The sequence below is a fragment of the Vibrio cyclitrophicus genome (assembly GCA_023206055.1).
Classification (GTDB): Bacteria; Pseudomonadota; Gammaproteobacteria; order Enterobacterales; family Vibrionaceae; genus Vibrio; species Vibrio cyclitrophicus_A.
This window is the reverse complement of the sequence record CP065366.1, coordinates 1,282,487-1,299,068: the sequence shown is the minus strand read 5'-3', so window position 1 is coordinate 1,299,068 and position 16,582 is coordinate 1,282,487. Positions and strand designations below refer to the sequence as shown.

Annotated in this window: 15 protein-coding genes and 1 pseudogene; 15 read left to right on the top strand and 1 reads right to left on the bottom strand. The window is 45.0% G+C overall.

The annotated features are described in order from the left end of the window. Window positions 1-198 precede the first annotated feature (198 nt). The 4 genes from ITG09_05820 to ITG09_05805 are packed head-to-tail and all read left to right on the top strand — an operon-like array spanning window position 199 to window position 4,074. A complete protein-coding gene (locus ITG09_05820) occupies window positions 199-1,026 on the top strand; it encodes an ABC transporter ATP-binding protein (protein ID UPR53138.1) in 828 nt (275 codons plus the stop codon). Further along, window positions 1,026-2,024 (top strand): iron ABC transporter permease, encoded by a 999-nt coding sequence (locus ITG09_05815; GenBank protein UPR53137.1) that lies wholly within the window; start codon window positions 1,026-1,028, stop codon window positions 2,022-2,024. The genes ITG09_05820 and ITG09_05815 overlap by 1 nt, the downstream gene beginning before the upstream one ends. Beyond that, on the top strand, window positions 2,021-3,070 hold the full coding sequence (locus ITG09_05810; protein ID UPR53136.1) for an iron ABC transporter permease: 1,050 nt from the start codon (window positions 2,021-2,023) through the stop codon (window positions 3,068-3,070). Before ITG09_05815 ends, ITG09_05810 begins: the two co-directional genes overlap by 4 nt. Window positions 3,071-3,081: 11 nt before the next feature. After that, complete coding sequence (locus ITG09_05805; GenBank protein ID UPR53135.1) at window positions 3,082-4,074, top strand: ABC transporter substrate-binding protein; 993 nt, start codon at window positions 3,082-3,084, stop codon at window positions 4,072-4,074. 93 nt (window positions 4,075-4,167) lie between these two features. Here ITG09_05805 and ITG09_05800 read toward each other — a convergent pair whose 3' ends face one another. Beyond that, complete coding sequence (locus ITG09_05800) at window positions 4,168-6,141, bottom strand: TonB-dependent receptor (protein UPR53134.1); 1,974 nt, start codon at window positions 6,139-6,141, stop codon at window positions 4,168-4,170. Between the two features lie 396 nt (window positions 6,142-6,537). Here ITG09_05800 and ITG09_05795 point away from each other — a divergent pair, with 396 nt between their 5' ends. The 11 genes and pseudogenes from ITG09_05795 (at window position 6,538) to ITG09_05745 (ending at window position 16,515) form a co-directional block, all read left to right on the top strand. After that, window positions 6,538-7,800 carry an amidohydrolase family protein gene (locus tag ITG09_05795; GenBank protein ID UPR53133.1) on the top strand — a complete coding sequence of 421 codons (1,263 nt, stop codon included), beginning with the start codon at window positions 6,538-6,540 and terminating at the stop codon, window positions 7,798-7,800. 238 nt (window positions 7,801-8,038) lie between these two features. Continuing rightward, window positions 8,039-9,448 carry a cation:dicarboxylase symporter family transporter gene (locus ITG09_05790; GenBank protein UPR53132.1) on the top strand — a complete coding sequence of 470 codons (1,410 nt, stop codon included), beginning with the start codon at window positions 8,039-8,041 and terminating at the stop codon, window positions 9,446-9,448. Between the two features lie 80 nt (window positions 9,449-9,528). Next, window positions 9,529-10,977 carry an FAD-dependent oxidoreductase gene (locus tag ITG09_05785; GenBank protein ID UPR53131.1) on the top strand — a complete coding sequence of 483 codons (1,449 nt, stop codon included), beginning with the start codon at window positions 9,529-9,531 and terminating at the stop codon, window positions 10,975-10,977. A gap of 68 nt (window positions 10,978-11,045) precedes the next feature. Then, on the top strand, window positions 11,046-11,471 hold the full coding sequence (locus ITG09_05780) for a rhodanese-like domain-containing protein (protein ID UPR53130.1): 426 nt from the start codon (window positions 11,046-11,048) through the stop codon (window positions 11,469-11,471). A gap of 159 nt (window positions 11,472-11,630) precedes the next feature. After that, window positions 11,631-11,774, top strand: a pseudogene (locus ITG09_05775) (permease). Between the two features lie 79 nt (window positions 11,775-11,853). Beyond that, the gene (locus ITG09_05770) at window positions 11,854-12,246 is read left to right on the top strand and encodes a helix-turn-helix transcriptional regulator (GenBank protein UPR53129.1); all 393 of its coding nucleotides are present in this window, start codon (window positions 11,854-11,856) and stop codon (window positions 12,244-12,246) included. A 57-nt stretch (window positions 12,247-12,303) separates the two neighbouring features. After that, the gene (locus tag ITG09_05765) at window positions 12,304-12,750 is read left to right on the top strand and encodes a pentapeptide repeat-containing protein (GenBank protein ID UPR53128.1); all 447 of its coding nucleotides are present in this window, start codon (window positions 12,304-12,306) and stop codon (window positions 12,748-12,750) included. A gap of 261 nt (window positions 12,751-13,011) precedes the next feature. Further along, window positions 13,012-13,398 carry a hypothetical protein gene (locus ITG09_05760; protein ID UPR53127.1) on the top strand — a complete coding sequence of 129 codons (387 nt, stop codon included), beginning with the start codon at window positions 13,012-13,014 and terminating at the stop codon, window positions 13,396-13,398. Window positions 13,399-13,562: 164 nt separating this feature from the next. Further along, window positions 13,563-14,561, top strand: a complete 999-nt coding sequence (locus ITG09_05755; GenBank protein UPR53126.1) for a DUF2860 domain-containing protein — start codon at window positions 13,563-13,565, stop codon at window positions 14,559-14,561. Between the two features lie 106 nt (window positions 14,562-14,667). Further along, window positions 14,668-15,684, top strand: coding sequence for a helix-turn-helix transcriptional regulator (locus ITG09_05750; protein ID UPR53125.1), 1,017 nt, complete (start codon window positions 14,668-14,670; stop codon window positions 15,682-15,684). A gap of 264 nt (window positions 15,685-15,948) precedes the next feature. Then, on the top strand, window positions 15,949-16,515 hold the full coding sequence (locus ITG09_05745) for a TetR/AcrR family transcriptional regulator (GenBank protein UPR53124.1): 567 nt from the start codon (window positions 15,949-15,951) through the stop codon (window positions 16,513-16,515). Window positions 16,516-16,582 lie beyond the last annotated feature (67 nt).

Below are 16,582 nucleotides of genomic sequence, written 5' to 3'. Positions count from 1 at the left end.
CACAACCACTCCATTCGAAGCCTTCTTATTAAAGACAACTGAGAGGAGTTCTACAAAAATACTGCTCGTCAAATTTGCATATGAGAATAAATCTTATTATCGTCATATATTGCGTATTTTAAAAATACGACCGACACATGGGCGTCTTGCCTTTGTAACTTATACAGCGACCAAACTTGATCAACCAAAGCGAGTATTATGTCAGAGCAAACAACGCGACTATCTTCAGAAAAACTCTCCGTCGGATACGGTGATCAAGTCATCGTCAAGAATGTAGACCTAATCGTAGAACCTAACACCATCACCAGTTTGGTTGGCCCTAATGGCTGTGGAAAATCGACGCTTTTAAAAGCCTTTGCGCGAATACTGCCTCCACAGTCAGGGACTGTATTGATCAACAACAAACCGATACACAGCTTACCAACTCGTCAAGTGGCACAAAAGATCGCGCTGCTCCCTCAAGGGCCAATCGCCCCCGAGGGGTTAACGGTAAAAGAACTGGTCGCTCAAGGACGCTTCCCTCATCAGTCCTTATTCCGTCAGTGGTCCAAACAAGACACTAAAGCGGTTGAACGAGCTATAGAACTCACCGATCTAACGCAGTTTATTGACCGACCTGTTCACAGTCTTTCAGGAGGTCAAAGGCAACGCTGCTGGCTTGCAATGGTACTTGCTCAAGACACGCCAATCCTTTTGTTAGATGAGCCGACCACCTTTTTAGACCTTAAAGTACAAGTTGATCTGATGGATCTCTTAGCTCGAATCGTTAAAGAAGAACAGCGCACCATTTTGATGGTACTTCACGAATTGAACTTAGCAGCTGCGTTTACTGATCGGATTATTATGATGAACAACGGAGAAATCGTATCGCAAGGTAGCGCGCAACAAGTGATGCGCCCCGAAGCACTTAAGTCAGTTTTTGGCCTTCACTCTGAGATCATTTCAGACCCATTGACTGGACGCCCGGTTTGCCTTCCTCGCACTCCAGAGCAACAATCCCTCTCACGTCCAATTGGAGCAAGCTAATGTATAGTGCTCGCTCAACCATTATGGCTAGCGGATTCTGGCTCTGCATTGCAGCCTTAACTCTTGTGTTTCTATGGCATATTTCTGTTGGAGCAAAGCCACTGCCGATTTCGACAGTTATCGATGCCCTGTTCTTCCCTAAAGAAGATATGTTTGACCACATCATTGTTCGAGAGCTACGCATGCCTAGAGCGCTTTTTGCCGTCTCGGTAGGCGCTGCACTCTCTGTTTCGGGCGCCATCATGCAAGGCATTACCCGAAACCCACTCGCAGAACCTTCGATCCTAGGATTGATGGCGGGGGCTACCTTTTCAGTCGTCATTGGAATCGGATGGTTGGAGCTAGCAGGTACGGTTTATGTTCCCTTGTTCGCTGCGATGGGTGCGCTGATAGGTGCACTATTGGTATGGGGGATCTCAAACTCTGCTCCAGGAGGCGCGACACCACTCACCTTAATCCTCTCCGGCGTTGCAGTCAGTGGTTTTCTTTACGCGATACAAAGTGCCGCAATTCTTACCAATCAAGAAGCTTTCGGGAACTTCCGAGTGTGGCTGTCAGGGTCATTGGCTGGACGAGAGATGAGCACCTTTATGTGGGCGCTTCCTTGGTTAATCGCTGGTTTGTCTGCAGCATTTGTCATCGCACGTCAAATCACCGCTCTTTCTATGGGCGAAGAGACAGCAGCTGGCCTCGGCGTTAATACTAAGAAGATTAAAACCATTGGTTTGGTTGCTGTTATCGCATTGACCGCTTCAGCCGTTTCTATTTCGGGGCCACTTGGTTTTGTAGGCTTAGTCATTCCCCATGTCGTTAGACTCTTTGTCGGTTCAGATTACCGTTTAATCATTCCTTTTTCCGCTATCATCGGAGCGGTCTATCTGGTGTTGGTTGATATCGCAGCGAGATTAATCTTAGCGCCTTTAGAGATATCGACCGGCATTGTCACCACCTTTTTGGGCGCGCCTGTGTTTATTTGGTTAGTAAGGGCGAAGCTATGAATCAGAAGTCGATCGAGTTATTGAATGGACGATTGTCGTTTCATCTTCCCATACGAGCATTAGGAGTGACTCTATTACTCACCATTTCAATGATGGCCGTTTTAATTTGGAGTCTAATGTCGGGCAACTTCTTCTTAACGAGTCACGACGTGATACAAACTCTGTTAGGGCAGCCGCCTTCAAACGTCGCTAACACTGTGGTGTGGGAGTATCGATTCCCTCGCGTCCTAACCGCCTTTCTAGTCGGGGCCATGCTCGCCTTGTCAGGTGCAGCCCTTCAATACATCACTAGAAATCCGTTGTCAGATCCAAGTTTAATTGGCGTGAGTCAAGGTGCAGCACTTGCGGTCGTCAGCGTGACTATTCTAATGCCAAGTATCACGCTATTTTGGAGGCCAATCCTTGCATTCGCAGGTTCACTCACAGTCACCATCATTATTCTGTTAGCCTCTTCTTCTCGCCGTGGAGGAGAAACTCTACGTTTCATTTTAACGGGTATAGGCGTCGCAGCACTTATCTCATCGTTCACGTCCATGCTCTTAACCTACGGCGATTTAGACCGAGCTATGTCTGTTCTGGGCTGGCTAGCGGGTTCTGTTCATACCGTGAGTTGGAATGAAGTCATTTGGCTCACCGTAACCATGATACTGGCAACGCCGCTGCTGCTTATAGCTATTCGCCCACTGTCGGCGCTTAGGTTCGGTGAGGAAGTGGCGACTAGTTTAGGAGTAAGGGTCAAGCTCGCTCGCTGGTCTTTAGTCACTCTTGCGGTTTGGTTAGCGGCAGCTGCTGTAGCCGCGGCTGGTCCACTTGGTTTTGTTGGCTTGGTTGCTCCACACTTGGCCAAGCGCCTCGCTCAAAGTGGTGTCGGTGTACATTTACTCATGACGGCACTGACGGGTGCGTTAATTGTTGGATTAGCTGACTTTGTCGGTCGGGTTGCCTTTGCACCTAACCAAATTCCCGCAGGCATCATTACCGCCATTATCGGGGTTCCGGTATTTACTGTTCTGATTTTAAGAACACAAGCAAGAAATCAATTATAGAAGGAAGAACCATGTCTAAATGGATATTAGCTTTATTGGGAGCCACGATGGCCCATTCCGCCTATGCGAAAGAGTGTTCAGAGGGACAACGGCTATTTTCCCATCCACACCTTGAAGGTGGATCTATTTGTATTCCCGAAAAGCCAGAACGTATCGCTTTTACGATGGACAAGATTATTTCTGCTTATGTACTTGGCTCAGAGAGCGTAATAGACAATTGGTATCTTGAGAGCTTTCGTGAGACGTATCCAAAGGCAATCGATGACAGTCAGTTAAAAGACATGGTCTACATCTCCTATTATCCTCGCAGTGATCCGGAAGTAATGGCCTCAGCAAAACCAGATATGATTGTCACTGAAGCTGATATTGGCGTGAATAAAAAAGTGTCCCACCTAGCGCCGACCGTCGTATTCCGATGGAATGAGGGGCAATCTTGGAGGCACGGCCATGAATTTGTAGGCTCACTTCTGGGTAAAGAAGCCCAAGCAAAACGCTCTTTAGCTGAGTTAGACCAGCGTCTTGCTCGTCTCAAAGCAGATTTAGGTGACAAAAAGCCCACCTTCGCAGTCGCCCGTGTTGGTGAGGAGCAAGGCAGCGTGCAAGTTTGGACAGCGCTCAACTTTGGTTCACAGATTCTGATGTCTGCTGGCTTGAAAATGGGCGACGACATCTTAGGCCCAAAAGATTCAAAAGCTTTAAGTAACGCTTGGTGGTATCCGTTATCGAGCGAGCGTTTACAAGACCTCGATGTCGATTACTTATTCTTATTAAAATCATGGGCGCCTGAGTTTGAAAACAAAATGCTCACCAGCCCGCTATGGAAAACGCTGAATGTTGTAAAGGAAGAGCGAGTCATCTTTGCAGCGAGCGCTGGGCAACACTACATTCGTGAAAATGTACCTTACGCGCACCTAATCATTGATGAAGTGTACCGTGGCGTATTGGGTAAAGAACCGAGTGAGTTGGGCAACCCTAACCCTTACGCTAAGTGGCTCAAGCAGTAACGAAATCACAGCAAATAAAAAAGCTTGGACATATCATCCAAGCTTTTCTCATTATGGCTGCCACTCAATAAGTGATGGTGCCATCACTTTGGGTTAGAAGTTATACGTCACACCCACTCGAATATCTCGACCTGCCGCATACAAGCCAGAAACAATATCGAAGCCTGGTACGCCAGAGTAATCACCCACACTTGAGTGATCACGATAGTACTCATCAAACAAGTTTGTTACCGCTAGGTTGATGTTCAAGTCTTCGTTGCTTAGTGGGTACCACTGAGCATAGATATCATGAACTTGGTAGCCTGGTTTATCGATCGTCGTCCCCGGATCCACGTAATCATTAATCACATCAACATCATTGAGATCCGCTACGTAGATATAGTTCCAACCAATCTCAATGTCTTGAGTAACGTTGTACACAAGGTTCAATCCAAACGTATCGCCACGGGCGGTACCTAAACCAACATGATCATAGCCATTCAAGGTTTGGCCATTCAGTTCAGGCTCAGCATTGATAAAGCTTGCCGTTGCCATGATGTAATCGTTCCAGTACTGAGCTTTTAACTCGTAACCTCGGTTTTTTAGCTTACCGACATTTTGATACTCTCGACCGACCACATCAATGACATCATCAATTTTAGTGTCAAACGCAGTTGCGGATGCCAGCCAATTCGACTGTTCGTAAGCTAAGCCCACTTCAATGTTTTCTGCCGTCTCTGCTTTGATATCAGAGTCAACGGTGTAATGAAGAGCAAAGGTATCGCCAACTTGTTTACCACGAAGAGCTTGAGCATAACCTGCGTTAAGAACCCAACCATCGTAGAAGTTGAAGTTGAAACCAACATTAGAGCTGAACCCGTCACTGTCTACTTTCGTCGCAGTCGCTTTTTGCTCCATCTCGTATTTGTCGTAACGTGAACCAAAGCTAAGCAAGATTGTATCTGTTGCCTGCCAGTGATCTTGCACATAGATGCCGAGAACATCACCCTCTTCTTTATATGCCCAGCTGCCATCAGGCGCTTCACCAGAAGACGTATCGGCTCTGTATTCTGCACCATAAGTGACACTGTGGCTGCTGATGTAGCTAGTATTTCTTAGATCGAAGCCCGTCGATTTCACTTTACCGCCGTAAGGGTCAGACGCCACACTCGGGTTGGTTCCTCGATTGAGCTCAGCTTGGGTGTAGTAAAGTGTGGTTTCCAGATTTACAAAATCATTCAAACCGAGAGTGTGGTTACCTGTAAACGTATGACGTTCAAGTTCGTGGGGATAAAGTGGGGTATCTTCGAATACAGGCCAGTTTGGACGTGTAGAGAAATCACCTTCCTCGACACGGTTTTCGTAACTTAACGTAAGGGTTTGATTATCAGTTAAGTTGCCATCAACTTTAAGGAAACCGAGTTTCTTTTCAGATGCCGTGCCTGATATTTCATTACCGTCACCATCTTCCATATTGTTGTTATCAACATAAACTCCAGAGGCCAATAGTCCCCAGTTGTCGTTGATTTCACCAAATAGGCTTGCACTAGTCTTGTAGCCGTCATTAGTAAAGTAGCTTGCACTTACTGAGCCACCAAACGCCTCTCCTGGGTTCAACAGGTCATGAGCACTTTTGGTTTTAAAGCGAATTGCACCACCTAGAGCACCAGCGCCACTTGTTGCTTCACCTGCACCCGCTTGTACTTCGACGGTTTTTAACAAGTATGGGTCTAGCGTTAATCTACCAGTATGGTGGAAAAGTCCCGCAGATTGAGGCGCACCATCTACGGTTACATTGAGGTATGTATCTTCAATTCCTCTTACATAGACTTTTTGCGCGACGCCTAACGAGCCACCCACTGATACCGACGGATCAGTTCGAAATATATCTTCAAGATCTTGGGCTTGATATCGTTCTAATTCAATGTCAGTAACAGAAAAGTTGGTGAGTTCGCCTACGACTACGATCGTTTCATGATCAGAGTTAGCGGCTGTTTTTGAATCAATCTCGCTCTTTTCTGCTAAAGCATAAGGCGTTACGAATGCTCCTGAGATGGACAACGCGAGTAATGATACGTTGAATTTCATAATTTTAGTTCCGTATTTTTAATAAATCCTTTTGACTGACATCAATGTCAGCACCACTACATAACTTGATGTAAATCGCAATTATTATCATTGCGATTTACATTTATATCAAAACACGGAACTATAGAAAAACAATATATGCAAAAAATTGTATTATTTTATAACGAAGTGGCGTCGATCGCAGTCTGAAAAGTAACCACCAGTTAGCCGTTTCACGTTTGTTCATTTCTCACATCTAAAATTTACTTCCCGCTATAACGCAATTTTCAAAAATATAGAAAAGCACCAAAAGATAAGTCTCGTCATTGCTTGTCACCAAATGGCCATTTTTCAAATGCTTCACCTCATAAGATAACCCCATCAGCGACACACACTCATTTCCAATAGGTGCAGACTATGAAAAAGCTAATCACTAACGCGAACGTATTTAACGGTGTTGATAACAACCTAATCGAGAACGTATCACTTCTTATTGAAGACAACTTGATTACTCAAATTGGCGAGATTGATGCAACGCTAGCGGATGAAATCATTGATGCTCAAGGTGGCACAGTCATGCCAGGTTTGATTGATGCGCACGTTCATATCACGCTATCTGCGTCTTTTAATGTCATTGATACGATGACTCGTGAAGAAGTGGCGATTCGCTCGGCAAAGATTTCAGAAGAGATGCTGATGCGCGGCTTTACCACCATTCGTGATGTGGCGGGTAACACGCTTGGCCTTAAGAAAAGTATCGATAACGGCTACGCAACTGGCCCACGAATTCTGCCTTCAATGGCGGCGATATCTCAAACCTGTGGTCACTCCGATTACCGTCAAAACCAAGCGCAAGAACGGTTAGCCAATGGACACGAAGACTCGCCAATGATGAAGCAAGGCGCAATGAAAGTGGCCGATGGTCGCTCAGAAGTATTGAAAGCAGTACGTGAGCAACTGTTTATGGGCGCTTCACAAATCAAGATCATGGCTGGCGGCGGTGCATCATCGACCTTCGATCCGCTAGACACATTGCAATTCACATCAGACGAAATGGAAGCCGCAGTACAAGCCGCTTCAGACTACGGTACTTATGTTGCTGCGCACATCCACACTTCCGATGCAATGCGCCGAGCAGCTGAAGCAGGCGTGATGTCTTTCGAACACGCGACCATCATGGATGACGACATTGCCGAGATCATCAAAGAGAAAGGCATTTGGGTGATTCCGTCTTACTTTACCTCTTCATTGATTGCAGCGCGTAAGATCCCGCTACCAAACGAAGAGACATACCGCAAAACAGAGCGTGTAGGTAAAGCCATGTTCAAGTCGGCGGAGCTTATCAAGAAATACGATATCCAAAACATCGCGTTTGGTACCGACTGTGTGGGTGAAACCAATGTCCATGCAACTCAGCTGAATGAGCTTGGTGCGATTGAGCAAGTGTTCGATACCATCACGGCACTTCGTATGGCGACATCAAACTGCGGACGCTTGTTCGAAATGTCGACTTACCAACACCCTTACCAAGAAGGCAAGCTAGGTCAGATTGTTGAAGGTGCGTATGCCGATCTATTGATTATCGACGGTAACCCACTGGAAGGCGTAGCATGTGTAGCCAACACAGAGACACAAAAGCTAATCATGAAAGACGGCAAAGTGTATAAAAACAGCCTTTAATCAAGAACCGAAAGATCAGAACAAACAACGGTGCTATGGCGGATTCGTCATAGCACCGTTTTCTTATTTGAAAATTAATTGAGATTTTTTACCGTCTTTTTTTATCAAGCTTCGTCTTACAGATATTCCTTCACTGGACAACGCTTCAAACTGTGTGCGCCTTTGGTAAAACACCACCTCACACTCGTTTCTCGCCTCGCTCCAGTAACTTTATTAGATGTAGATTTAGGAGCTTAAAATGAGCTTTACCTTACTGGCACTGAGTGCCATTTTCCTCGGCTTCTACGTTGTGCTATCTCGCTTTAAAACGCAGAAGAAAAGCTTCAACTTCCGCGTGCTTAGCGCACTGGCTGGCGGCCTTCTTTTTGGCGGCATTATACAAATAGCACTCGGAACAGACAGCGCGGTTGGCCTGCAGTTCTCTGAGCTAATCTCTCTGTTCGGAAATGGCTACGTCAAGCTGCTGCAGATGATAGTGATTCCACTGGTGTTTGTTGCGATGACAGCGTCCATCATGAACGTAGAAGGCACCAGCGCCCTCTCGAAAATCGCACCTAAAGTCATCGGTGTGTTGATTTTCACCGTGGCTATCTCGGCGATCATCGGTATTGCGAGTATCTATATATTCAATATCGACGCGAACAGCTTAGTTTCTGCAATGGGGACTAACACCGCCATTGAAGCGCGCAGTGATAGCTTACTTTCGACTCAAGAACTGATGTCGAACAACACCTTTACAAGTTTGGTGCTGTCTATCATCCCAGCCAATATTTTTGAAATGCTTACGGGTGCGGAAAGAACCTCAACACTGTCGACGGTTCTATTCGGTATGTTCCTTGGTTTTAGCATCCTACAAGTGAAAAAGCGTAAGCCAGAGAAAGTACAAAGTTTTGTTGATTTCATCAATGCAGCGAAAGAAGTCGTGCTATCGATGGTGCGAGAAATATTAAAGCTTACCCCTTATGGCGTGTTCGCTTTGATGACCAAATTCATGATGAACAACGATTTATTCGCACTCTCAGAAATGGGGCGATTCGTTATCGCAAGCTACGCAGCAATCGCAGTGATGTTTGTGGTTCACCTTGTGCTTGTAAGCTTATTTGGTTTGTCTCCGAAGATATTCGCGAAAAAATCTTGGCCTGTATTGGTCTTCGGCTTCGGTTCTCGCTCAAGCATGGCCGCCATTCCACTAAACGTAGAAACACAAACTCAACGCCTTGGTGTGGATGAAGAAACAGCCAATATGTCGGCAACATTCGGCACTAGTATTGGACAAAACGGTTGTGCCGGTATTTACCCAGCAATGCTCGCCATCATGGCAGCGCAAGTAATGGGTATCCCAATTGACCTGAGCTTTGTTCTGCAACTTATCGCCGTGATTGCCATTGCTTCATTCGGTATTGCAGGCGTCGGTGGCGGCGCAACCTTCGCAGCGGTTGCCGTGCTAACCATCATGGGACTAGACATCACAATTGTCGCGATACTGGTCTCGATTGAAGCCTTGATTGATATGGCGCGTACCGCTCTCAACATCTCAGGTTCGATGTTGTCTGGTGTGCTTACTGCCAAGACTAACGGTTCATTAAACACAGAACAGTACAGAGCACAATCCCCGTCGAACACGACCAATAACGAGATTCCTGCTTAACGCAAACCACTCAAGTTATTCAAATTCATCCCAATGAACACTGGGGGCGAATGCCGCGCCCTTATAAGAGAAGTACCACTATGAAAATCGTAATTTTAGGTGGCAGTGCCGCAGGTATGAGCTTTGCTGCCAAGTACAAAAGAAACCAACCTACAGATGACGTTATCGTGATTGAAAAACGCAGCTACCTTTCATTTGGTGCGTGTGGCCTGCCCTACTTTGTTGGTGACAAATTCCCCAATACAGATCGCATGATCTCTCGTACACCACAGCAAGCTATCGATTCCGGACTCGATGTTCGCATCAATACTGAGGTTGTCGCAGTGAACGCTGCTGAGCAAATCATCACAGTCAACACACAAGGTGAATCACAAGATATTCCGTTTGATAAATTAATCATCGCGACAGGTGCGCGCCCTTTAATTCCAGACTTCGCGACCTCTTTTCGTGTGGATAATCATGAGCGTGCTGATTCAAATAACACCGAGCATGTTTACACACTCACTAGCATGGAAGATGGCGTTGCCGTGAAACAAGCCATGCTCGCAGCAGATAAACCTCGCGTCGCAATCATTGGCGCCGGTTTTATTGGATTAGAGATGTTCGATGCGGCACATGACTTAGGGAAAGATGTCACCATTATTGAGCGTGAAGCGCACATCATGAACCGCCAATTCAGCCCAGAGATGATCTCCGACGTCGAAAATGCCATTCGTGACACAGGAACCAACCTGCTGACCCATACCCAAGTCGAACACATCGAGCATTTTGCTTCAAAAGACAGCGGCGAAGGAAATAATGAGAAAACGAGTTATCTGCTTACGGTGAGCAAAACTCAATCCGCGACCAACAACACCAACGAAGCCACTAGCTATACGGCAGAACCTGAATACACTACGATCCAAGCCGACATCGTAATTCTGGCGCTTGGCTTCAAACCCAATACCGACTTGTTTGACCTACCGAAAATGCCTAATGGCGCTTTGTTAGTCGATAAGTTTGGGGCGACACCCGTAGCGAATATTTACGCCGTAGGTGACTGCGCGACGGTTCATCACTTAACGCTCGATCAACCCGTGTATTTGCCACTTGCCACCACAGCCAATAAACAGGCTCGAATGATGGCCGACAGATTAGCAGGCAAAGAGACCTTCCTCGATGGTTTCTTAGGTTCATCGTCTTTGAAAGTGCTTGATTACGAACTTGCTAGCACGGGCATTTCTCATTGGATGGCAAACCAATATGCAGTGCCAACCAGTACCTCTGTCATTAATGACAAGAACCAAACGGATTATTATCCCGGCCAAGAAGACATCAAGATAAAACTTGCTTACGACCCGGAATCTAAACGCCTTTTAGGTGGAGAAATTGTCGGTAAGAAAGGCGCTGTAGGTCGGCTAAATGCATTAGGCGTTGCGATTACTGCACGCATGACAACTCAACAATTGGGTTACCTTGATTTCAGCTACGCTCCTCCTTTTGCACGAACATGGGACGCGCTGAATGTGGCAGGCAATGTTGCGAAATAACCTTCATCTAACTTAATAAAATGCACTTAATTTAATCACCATCACCCAATTTAATGAGAAAGAAAACCATGGCACAAACCATTACCAAAGGCATTAAAGCCCTAAAAGAAGAAGCCTACCAAGTCGTTGAAGATATGTCGGTAGAAGAAGTAAAAGCGCTATTCGACAGCTCGAACGACCAAGAGAACAAACTTGATGACTACGTATTTGTTGATGTGCGAGAAGCTGAAGAAAGAAACAAGCTTGGCATTATTCCCGGCGCTTTTACTTGCCCAAGAGGCATGTTGGAATTCTTGATTGATCCAGAATGTCCCGCTCACAATAAAGTATTCAACCAAGACAAAACCTACGTGTTCTATTGTGCTCATGGGCTGCGTTCACTTTACGCTGCCAAAATGGCTGCTGAGATGGGGTTAAAACCCGTTAAGAACCTAGCTGGGGGCTTTGCTGCTTGGGCGGAGCAATCAGGTGACATTGAAATGCCAACTAAATAAAACATCCAAATCAAATCAATACAATCGTATTGAGTTAAATCGAGCGTAGCGCTCAACTGTCCTACGCTAATTCCTGCTACTCAGTATGTATTCTAGTATCGAACCTGCCCGGTGATACGAGACGTTATATTCTGTACTTGCCTCGCATTCACAGAATGTAATGCAATGGATGGAGCTTGGTCTTTACTCAAACGAATCATCCATATGTACTTAGGTGCGGCGATCAGTGGCTTCTCTGCGGCTTACCGACCTGCAGGCTTGGTAGAGAAATACGTGGGTGGCGACAGCTTCCAATACGTTGTGTAAAATCGGTTACTCAGAACAAAATAAAACTTCGCGCCGCTCATAAAGAGTGGCGCTAATCAGTTGAAAGGGTAAAACCATGATGGATGAAAAATACATTGATTCGCTAAAAGCCTTATCAGAACCTAATCGGCTGAGATTGTTCTGGTTGTTCCTGCATGTGGATGAATGCATGGCCGTCGCTGAAGCAATCGACATCATTGGTGAAACCCAATACAACGTATCTCGCAACCTCAAAATGCTCTACAAAGCTGGCCTGCTCAACCACAATAAGAAAGGAAAGTGGGTGTTTTACACCTTGAAAGAACAAACCGCACCTCACTGCAAAGCTTTGGTCGACTCCGTTCGTTACTTGCCAGAAGATGATTTCCAAGAAGTGGTTAAACGTTGTCAAATTCGCTTATCAATGAGAGTTGATGGTGACTGTGTTATCGGTCCAAGCAGCGAAATATGGCAGAGCAAAATTAACTAAATCGCGATCAAGATATGCTCAATACCAGTATCTCTAATGCCATTGGTGGTGTGAAATATGAATACCTATACTCTACAAGAGCTAGACTCTGTTTTTGAGCAACACAAACTCTGGCTAGAAAGCCAGGGCGGAGAACGTGCACAATTGCGTAATGCCGACCTTAGTAACCTAGTACTTCAAAACATCGACCTGCGTTGCGCCAACCTGATACGCACCGATTTTAGTGGCGCCGATTTATCGGGCTCCAACATGAGTGAAGCTGACATCACCTATGCGAATTTCAGCCACGCGAACCTCAACAATACAAACTTCCGTGATGCTGACTTACGAAACGCAAACATGAGTCACGCTAAAATGCTCAACGTCGATTTACTGCGCGCCGATTTATTTCGTACCGATTTCAGCAATGCCCAAATCAATGACTCTGCTTTTAAACGAATTGACACAAGCAGTACCATTATTGAGTTGCGAGACCCTACCCAACAATGCCTCTCAGGTAAATAGATTCAAATGGTTACGCTCTCCAATGCGCTGATATAAATGCAGCTCATAACCAAGCAACATATCCCAAACGAGTCGAATAATCCCAACTATACATAACCCAACAATCCAGTTGGCGTAAATGGTATGAACATTGGCGATATTTGCACTGCAAGCCAACATCCTGATCTTTATCCTAAACCGATAATCAGCGCACGGAGTGAAGCTAAACCTAGTACGTTAGGTTTCGAAACAAGGATAGTAACTTTCTAACTTGGGATAGAAATGATGACTGTCAGTGAATTACAACGCAGATGTTTTTTCAAAGTCATAGGGAAATATGCAGTTTCATCTGCAGCGAATACTCTTCCTACCCTAGCGAATACAGCACCGACTTCAGTAACAAATTTATCCTCAGATGACCAAACCGTTGATTTACCATTGGTGCGCTCCATTAATAGCCCAACAGACGAAGATTTTCCTCATCAATCGTTTATGTCGAGCACCTTTCGCAATGCTGCATTGACCGTTTCAGTGGCAAAGCGTCATACAAAAAATGACGTTGATACACCTTTATCTCCCCCTCCTATAGGAATCGCTAATGTCACTCTTAACCATCAAATAAAGATTGGCGTCACGCTCGAAGATATCCATGGCAGGTCTCCCCTATGAAGATACGCTCGCTACCAAAGGCGCAGCCGTCTGTTATTTGAATTGGCTTATCTACTAGAAAACGCTAAGCCTGAGCAAATAAAAAAACGCCGATTGCACTTTAAAAAGCTATTCGAATTAGAAAGCAGTTCAATTTTTTAAACTATTCAAATACGAGTTTATTGATGAAACATATCATTTCACTATTTTTGGCAAGTGTCGCACTTGCGCCTCACTCATACGCAGCTCTAGCACCAAGCGAAGGCTTCAGTGGAAACATGACCTTCCTAACAGGATTCACCGCAAATTCAAGCAACCTAGATGTTGGGCAAAGCAACCATCAATCTCAAGCCGATTTGATGTCATCGGGTAATACGGAAGCTGAGGGAATGGTCGCTGTTTTAGGTTCAGTGCAATACACCTTTGGCGCTTTGAATCACAAACAGTTTTTCTTAGGCACCTCAAGAGACGACATCATCACAGGTACGTTGGCATTTGAAATTGGATATAGACAGCAAGTAGACAACGGTATGATAGTCGACTTTTCTATCTTGCCAACCCTAATATCAGGTGATGTATGGGATGACCCTTATGCCGTTGACTCTAATAGAAAAGAAACTGAACACACCGGTACCGTGGTTCGAGTGCAACTTTCTAGAGTGATGGGGTCGAACTTTAATATCGATGTCGCTTCTGGTGAGTCAGAGGTTAAAAATGAAAACACAGGCCTAAAGGGACTAGGACTAACCGACGAAGAACGCGCACTGATGAATAGAGAACGAAAGTACTTCTATCTAAAGTCTGGTTACCAGTACTTCTTAAAAGATGGGTCTGGCATTCTCACACCTTCAGTGAATGTTTTCTCATCAAATTCAGAAGGTGATGCGTTATCGTTCTTGAGTTTAGGCGCAGAAATAAACCTAGCAAAAATGTATGGCAATCATGGCCTCGCTTTAACACTCAATGCAGCAAAACGCAGCTATGATGAAGAGAATCCAATCTTTAATAAGACACGTGAAGACAAAGATTTTGGAGCATTCATTGCCTATGAGTACGCTAATATCTTTGATATCAAGAACTGGTCTCTAGTATCGCTAGTAGGCGCGAAAACAACGGACTCGAATATTGAGTATTACCAATCTTCGCAATATGTGGTTTCAGTAGGCGTTGATTACAAATTCTAAGGTGGGCTAAAACTTTCATTGCTTGTAACCAGTAAATAAATCCTTTATTTTGGGCATATTCTCGAGAAACACACTCGTCAATCACCAATAATAACATGGAGTTACGGTGGAAAGTTTTAGCGCTCAGTTACCGATATTTTGGTTTAAAACTTTAGATTCTGCTATTCAAGCTAGAATAGGAGACAGCAGCGATATTTGGTCGGGCGCGGAAGCATATAAACAACTTTGCTCCGCTGAATCGATCTCAGCTTACCAACTTCAAACCGCCATCACCAATATCTACCAACGCTTTGGTTATGAGCTGATCGACTTATTTGATGAATCAGCTCGCTACTTCGATGAGCTTGAAATGGGTGCTCCAGTAATGGCAATGCTCACCGCACCAAACCTCGCCAGTTTTTGCCAACTCTTTAGTCGATATTCCATGCATATACACCCGTTACTGAAAATATTCAGTCGTGAAACAGAGAATGGTGAGATAGAGCTTTGGGGAGTTACGCCCGAGTACGTTGATGAATCGACACTGATGACACACATCAGTCTAGGGCTCTATTTCAGTATTATGCTCAAGCTTATTCGTAGATACCTTAATGCGCCGAAGCAAAAACTCACTATGCACATCCACAAGTTCACCATAGGTGATGAGTTCTTGGATATATATCAGCGCGTATTTAATGTAGAACTGAAAGAAGGCTTCCCCGCCCGATACCTTCTTTTTCCCAACGATCTCGTCCAAGCGAAACCTCGCCAATACCAAGCCGACTTTCATACAGAGTTGGTGCGTATGGCCGACCAACAGATGGAAAAAGCGTTAAAAATCAACTTAATCTACAAAGTGAATGAAACGTTCAAAGTGCTTGCGGTCAAAGACACAAACCTAGACAGCGTGGCGAGCAACCTGCACATCAGTCCTAGAACCCTGAATCGTAAACTTAAACAACAAGGTGTGAGCTTTCGTCGTTTGTTCGATAAATACCGCCTTGAACTTAGCCTAACTTTACTTAATCTAAACGATGGCAACATTACCTATGTGGCCCACGAACTTGGCTTCTCAGACTCAAGCGCATTCAGTCGAGCATTCAAAAATTGGACTGGGCACTCTCCTACCGAACTAAGGTCGTAGGTTTACAGTGCCCTGTTAGGCCACTCTCATTGATAGCTCCCTGAACACCTATCCTTGAACACTTAAGCTAAAGAGCCTCTGCTCTTTAGCTTGTTAGTCCCAGTACGCTTCAGTTCAAAGCAACTCTAATCCTAGATAACCCGCCTGTCATCTCCCCTAAGAAACGATCTTCAAGGATCTTGCGATCCTCATTGTTGTTGTATATTATCCACACCATAAATTACAGACCGGATAGTCGGTCTGCAAAATAATTGAGTGATTTACATGGACAAGAAGCAGCAAGCAATCCAAGCCGCGATCGAATTATTCGCGACACAAGGCTTTGAAAAAACGTCTATCGCACAAGTATGTGAAACGGCGAAAGTATCGAAGGGTTTAGTTTTTCATCATTTCAAAAACAAAGATGACCTACTAAGACAAGTGTTTGTTCGCATGGCAGAGATCATTAGCGAAGTCGGTGAAAACTCCGATTTATCGAGTGAAGGAATGTCAGCAAAAGAGAGGTTAATTAACCTTATCGAGCACATCTTTTTGTCTATGGCGGATCCGCAACAAAAGCTGTTTTACCAACTTGATTACCAAGTGAAATGCCAGCCCTCAACAAGGCTAATATTGAAAGATTTGTTAGACGAACGCTACCAACTGATGGTGCACTCTTTCGAAGTCATTCTGTGTGACGCTCCCAATGCCAACAGCATTGTCGATAGCCACATGTTAATCGCCGATATCGATGGTATCGCACTCAATTACTTGTTCTCGGATGGTGATTACCCGTTAGAACAAATTAAAGAACGCTTCATAGCTAAGTACTTACTGCTGCTGGATTTATAAGTACCTCGCTTAAAAGCTCAATAAAACGTTGTTGGCTATCTAAAGTAATCAGATACCTGAAAACGCT